Genomic DNA, 5,524 nt, shown 5'->3' on the forward strand with positions numbered 1-5,524 from the left:
GTCTGTCGGGTGCAGGGCGCTGGCAGCCCCTCACAAGCACACCTTTCACCCTAGAACGGCTTCGACCTGCTGCAAGGCCTGCTCCAGCCTTTGGTCGGTTTCGTGGCCGCTCAGCCACACGGGGCGGTGTTGCCGGCGGAACCAGGTGCGCTGGCGCTTGGCGAACTGCAGGGTGCGCCGGGTGGTGAGGGCCTGGGCTTCGGCCTCGCTCAGGCTGCCCGCCAGCAGCTGCCGCGCTTCGCCGTAGCCGATCGTGTCGAGCAGGGGCAGCCCGGCCCCGTAGCGGCCGATCAGAGCTGCCGTTTCGGCCATCAGCCCCTGGGCGTACATGGCCTCGGTGCGGGCGCTGATGCGGCTGCGCAGGTCGGCGGGGTCGAGCCCCAGCTCCAGCACCCTCCAGGCCGGGGGCGAGCTGCCCTGCTGGCTGGAGAGGGGCTGGCCCGTGGCATAGAGCACTTCCAGGGCCCGCTGGGTGCGCACGGCATCAGCGGCGGCGATCCTGGCCCCGCTGGCCGGATCGCTGGCCCGCAGCAGCTGGTGACAGGTGGGTTGACCCAGGGCGCTGATCTGGGAGCGCAGGGCCGGCTGGGGTGCCACGGCCGGCGGCCGCAGCCCCTGCAGCAGGGCCTTGAGGTAGAGACCGCTGCCCCCGGCCAGCAGGGCCATGGCGCCCCGCTGCTGGGGACGCTGGTGTTCGCGGGCGATCAGGGGTTCGGCCAGGCGCCGGAAATGCTCGAGGTTGAGGGGCTGATCGGGGTCGCTCACGTCCAGCAGTTCGTGGCGCACCTGCCGCTGCTGGGCGGCAGTGGGCTTGGCGGTGCCCACGTCCATGCCGCGATAGAGCTGGCGGGAATCCACGTTCAGCACGGCCAGGTTCAGCGCCTGCGCCAGGGCGATGGCCAGCTCGGTCTTGCCGCTGGCGGTGGGACCCAGCAGGGCAATCACCAGGGGCCGCTGGTCTGGGCGCTCAGCGGGGCGATCAGCGCTGGTTGGCAGGGGCGCATCGAGGGCCATTTCCCCACAGTGCCAGGTGGCCCTCGTACCCCCTGGCGGGTGGGCTGGCGATGGTAGATTGCCCATCGTAGAAGGGGTTTCACCACTTCTCACCCCCTCTTGCCCAGGGCGAGTCGCCGCCTCTGCCCGACCCCTGGAAAGCACCCCCCGCATGAGCGAAGCCACGAAAGTTCAGGCCGCGTACGGCGCCGAGCAGATCCAGGTGCTTGAAGGCCTGGAACCGGTGCGCAAGCGACCCGGGATGTACATCGGCACCACCGGTCCCCGGGGCCTCCACCACCTCGTCTACGAGGTGGTGGACAACGCCGTGGATGAGGCCCTCGCCGGCCACTGTGACCAGATCCTGGTGGTGCTCAACGACGACGGCTCCTGTGCCGTCACCGACAACGGCCGCGGCATCCCCACCGACATCCACCCCCGCACCGGCAAGAGCGCCCTGGAAACGGTGCTCACGGTGCTGCACGCCGGCGGCAAGTTCGGCTCCGGCGGCTACAAGGTGTCCGGCGGCCTGCACGGGGTGGGCGTGTCCGTGGTCAACGCCCTCTCGGAGTGGGTGGAGGTCAAGGTTTACCGCCAAGACCAGGTGCACACGCAGCGCTTTGAGCGCGGCGCTCCGATCGGCACCCTCGTCTCCGCTCCAAGCGAGGCTGGGCGCACGGGCACGTCGGTGTGCTTCAAGCCCGACATTGAGATCTTCACGGTCGGCATTGTCTTCGACTACGCCACCCTCTCCTCGAGGCTGCGCGAACTCGCTTACCTCAACGGCGGCGTACGTATCGTCTTCCGCGATGAGCGCAGCTCGGCTCGCAACGCCGCCGGCGAAGCCCATGAGGAGATCTACTTCTATGAAGGCGGCATCCGCGAGTATGTGGCCTACATGAATGCGGAGAAAGACCCTCTGCACCCTGACATCATCTATGTGAATGCCGAAAAGGAAGGCGTTCAGGTGGAGGCCGCCCTGCAGTGGTGCGTGGATGCCTACTCCGACAGCATCCTGGGCTTCGCCAACAACATTCGCACCGTCGACGGGGGCACCCACATCGAGGGGCTCAAGACGGTGCTGACGCGCACCCTCAATGTGTTTGCCAAGAAGCGTGGCAAGCGCAAGGATGCCGATAACAACCTGGCCGGTGAAAACATTCGCGAGGGTCTCACCGCCGTGTTGTCGGTGAAGGTGCCTGAGCCCGAGTTTGAGGGTCAGACCAAGACCAAGCTCGGCAACACCGAGGTGCGCGGTATCGTCGACACCCTGGTGGGAGAAGCCCTGGGTGAATTCCTGGAATTCAACCCCTCCGTGATCGACCTGATCCTCGAGAAGGCAATCCAGGCCTTCAATGCCGCTGAGGCCGCCCGCCGCGCCCGCGAGCTGGTGCGCCGCAAGAGCGTGCTGGAGAGTTCCACCCTGCCCGGCAAGCTCTCCGACTGTTCCTCCCGTGATCCCTCCGAATCTGAGATCTACATCGTGGAGGGGGATTCGGCCGGAGGCTCCGCCAAACAGGGCCGCGACCGCCGCTTCCAGGCGATCCTGCCGCTGCGAGGCAAGATCCTCAACATCGAGAGAACAGACGACGCCAAGATCTACAAGAACACGGAGATTCAGGCCCTGATCACCGCCCTGGGCCTGGGCATCAAGGGGGAAGAGTTCGACGCAAAAAATCTGCGCTATCACCGCATCGTGATCATGACCGATGCTGACGTGGATGGTGCCCACATCCGCACTCTGATCCTCACCTTCTTCTTCCGCTATCAGAAGGCCCTGGTGGAAGGTGGCTACATCTACATCGCCTGCCCACCCCTCTACAAAGTGGAAAGGGGCAAGAAGCATGTTTATTGCTATAACGAGGCCGATCTCAAGGCCACCATCGACGAGTTTGGCGAGAAGGCCAACTACAACATTCAGCGCTTCAAGGGTCTCGGCGAAATGATGCCCAAGCAGCTCTGGGAAACCACCATGGATCCCGAAACCCGCATGATGAAACGCGTCGAAATCGAAGACGCCCTGGAGGCTGATCGGATCTTCACGATCCTGATGGGCGACAAGGTGGCGCCCCGCCGCGAGTTCATCGAAGCCCACAGCGCCGAACTCGACCTGGCCCAGCTGGACATCTGAATGGGTCCCGTCGCACCCCTGCTCACACCCTGGCGCTGGGCGGCCCTGCTGGGATTCGCCCTGGTGGCGCCGGCTGGCCTGCCCGCCGGGGGCGGCGACTGGCGCATGCCTGAGCTGCGCCGTCGTCAGAGCAGCCGCGAACCCCTGCTCAGCCCAGTTCCCCTGGCGCTGCGCTGCGCGCCCGAGCGCCAGGCCCCCACGATCACTGCGGCGGCAGCCGGCGAGCCGCTGCGGGTGCTGCGCGCCTGGTCGCGCCAGGACGGCGAACGCTGGCTGCAGGTGGAGCTGGCCAGCCCGGGCGGCCAGCGCCGGGGCTGGCTGCCGGGCTGATCAGGATCAGCCGGCCAGGGCCGCTTCGATGGCCGCCGTGAGCTCCCCGGCCTCGGGTTCCACGCCGCTCTTGAAGCGGGCCAGCACCGTGCCGTCCTTGCCCACCAGGAACTTCTCGAAGTTCCAGGCCACGGGCCCGCTCGGCTCCGCCTGGGTGAGGGTGGTGTAGGGGTCTTCCGCCATCGCCACCTTGTCGAACAGGGTGAAACTGGCGCCGTAGATGCTGGAGCAGAACTGCTGGATCTCTTCGAGGCTGCCGGGCTCCTGGGCCCCGAAGTCGTTGCAGGGGAAGCCGAGCACGGCCAGGCCCTGGGGGCCGTAGGTCTCGTTCAGTTTCTGGAGCCCGGCGTACTGGCGGGTGAAACCACAGCGGCTGGCCAGGTTCACGATCAGCAGCACCTGGCCGCCCCACTCGCCGAGGCGGCGTTCGCCGCCGGCGGCGTCGCGCACCACCACATCGCTCACGTTCACGCTCATGCTGGCTGGAGTTCCGGAGGGCGGACACTAGCGGCTGACCGCCAGGCGCCGGCCCATAAACTCGTGAGTTCCTGGGCTGAGAGCCGATGAGCGAGGCGAAGGCCCCGAACCAGGAGCTCTCCGGCGTCGGCCGCGTCATGGTGGCTGAGATGGTGTCTCGCCAGCTGGCCACCCTGCTGGAGGCCGGCAACTACGACGGCGCCAAGCTGCTGCTGCAGCCCGTGCAGGAGGTGGACATCGCCGAGGCGATCGGCACGCTGCCGCGCACCCTGCAGGCCCTGGCCTTCCGGCTGCTGCCCAAGGACGAGGCCATCGAGGTCTACGAATACCTCGACGGTGCGGTGCAGCAGAGCCTGCTCGACCGGCTGCGCTCCGGCGAGGTGCTGGAGCTGGTGGAGAGCATGTCGCCGGATGATCGGGTGCGGCTGTTCGATGAGTTGCCGGCCAAGGTGGTGCGCCGGCTGCTGGCGGAGCTGAGCCCGGCCGAGCGCAGGGTCACCGCCCAGCTGCTGGGCTACGCCGCCGAGACGGCGGGGCGCCTGATGACCACGGAATTCATTGATCTGAAGGAGTTCCACAGCGCCGCCCAGGCCCTTGAACTGGTGCGCCGCCGCGCCCGCGACACCGAGACCATCTATTCCCTCTATGTGACCGACGGCTCGCGCTATCTCACCGGCATCCTGTCGCTGCGGGACCTGGTGGTGGCCGACCCCCAGGACCGCATCGGCGATGTGATGACCCGGGAGGTGGTGAGCGTGTCCACCGAGACCGACCAGGAGGAGGTGGCCCGCGCCATCCAGCGCTACGACTTCCTGGCCGTGCCCGTGGTGGACCGCGAAGAGCGGCTGGTGGGGATCGTCACGGTGGACGACGTGATCGACGTGATCGAGCAGGAGGCCACCCGTGACCTCTACGCCGCCGGCGCCGTGCAGGCCGGCGATGAGGACGACTATTTCCAGAGCAACCTGTTCACCGTGGCGCGGCGCCGGGTCGTGTGGCTCTCGGTGCTGGTGGTGGCCAACGGCTTCACCTCCGAGGTGATCGCCCTGCAGGGCGAGGTGCTCAACCAGGTGGTGCTGCTGGCGGCCTTCATTCCGTTGCTGATCGGCACCGGCGGCAACGTCGGCGCCCAGAGCTCCACCGTGGTGATCCGCGGCCTCAGCACCCAGCGGATCCAGGCCCTGGGGGCCTGGCGCACGATCGTGCGGGAGGCGGTGGCCGGAGCCCTGCTGGGCCTGCTGATGCTGGTGGTGGTGGTGCCCTGGGCCTGGTGGCGCGGCGAAGGCCCCCTGGTGGGGCTCTCGGTGGGGATCAGCCTGCTGGCGATCACCACCCTGGCGGCCACGGCAGGGGCGGCGCTGCCGCTGCTCTTCGATCGTCTCAAGCTGGATCCGGCGCTGATGTCGGCACCCTTCATCACCACCGCCACCGATGTGGCCGGGGTGTTCATCTACCTGAGCACCGCGGGCTGGCTGATCGGCCACTTCGGCATGGGCTGAGGGGCCCCGGGCCGCCGTTTGGGCCTAGATGAGAGAGCGTTCACACTTCTTCAGGTTAGGCTTAACCAAAGTTCAAGGGCCAGAAGTATGACGA

Annotated in this window: 5 protein-coding genes; 3 read left to right on the top strand and 2 right to left on the bottom strand. The window is 67.5% G+C overall.

The window, feature by feature from the left end:
* Positions 1-45 precede the first annotated feature (45 nt).
* On the bottom strand, positions 46-1,014 hold the full coding sequence (miaA, locus tag IQ216_RS11330; RefSeq protein WP_370566722.1) for a tRNA (adenosine(37)-N6)-dimethylallyltransferase MiaA: 969 nt from the start codon (positions 1,012-1,014) through the stop codon (positions 46-48).
* A 151-nt stretch (positions 1,015-1,165) separates the two neighbouring features.
* On the opposite strand from miaA, the gene gyrB reads away from it, so the two are divergent.
* On the top strand, positions 1,166-3,124 hold the full coding sequence (gene gyrB / locus IQ216_RS11335) for a DNA topoisomerase (ATP-hydrolyzing) subunit B (protein WP_193815544.1): 1,959 nt from the start codon (positions 1,166-1,168) through the stop codon (positions 3,122-3,124).
* On the top strand, positions 3,125-3,454 hold the full coding sequence (locus tag IQ216_RS11340) for an SH3 domain-containing protein (RefSeq protein ID WP_186698015.1): 330 nt from the start codon (positions 3,125-3,127) through the stop codon (positions 3,452-3,454).
* A gap of 6 nt (positions 3,455-3,460) precedes the next feature.
* On the opposite strand, the gene IQ216_RS11345 is transcribed toward IQ216_RS11340, so the two are convergent.
* Entirely contained in the window at positions 3,461-3,931 is a 471-nt protein-coding gene (locus IQ216_RS11345; protein ID WP_193815545.1) for a glutathione peroxidase, read from the bottom strand.
* Positions 3,932-4,017: 86 nt separating this feature from the next.
* On the opposite strand from IQ216_RS11345, the gene mgtE reads away from it, so the two are divergent.
* Positions 4,018-5,430 (top strand): magnesium transporter, encoded by a 1,413-nt coding sequence (gene mgtE, locus IQ216_RS11350; protein ID WP_186698019.1) that lies wholly within the window; start codon positions 4,018-4,020, stop codon positions 5,428-5,430.
* Positions 5,431-5,524: the final 94 nt, after the last annotated feature.

Origin of the sequence: Cyanobium sp. LEGE 06143 (assembly GCF_015207535.1) — a bacterium.
Classification (GTDB): Bacteria; Cyanobacteriota; Cyanobacteriia; order PCC-6307; family Cyanobiaceae; genus NIES-981.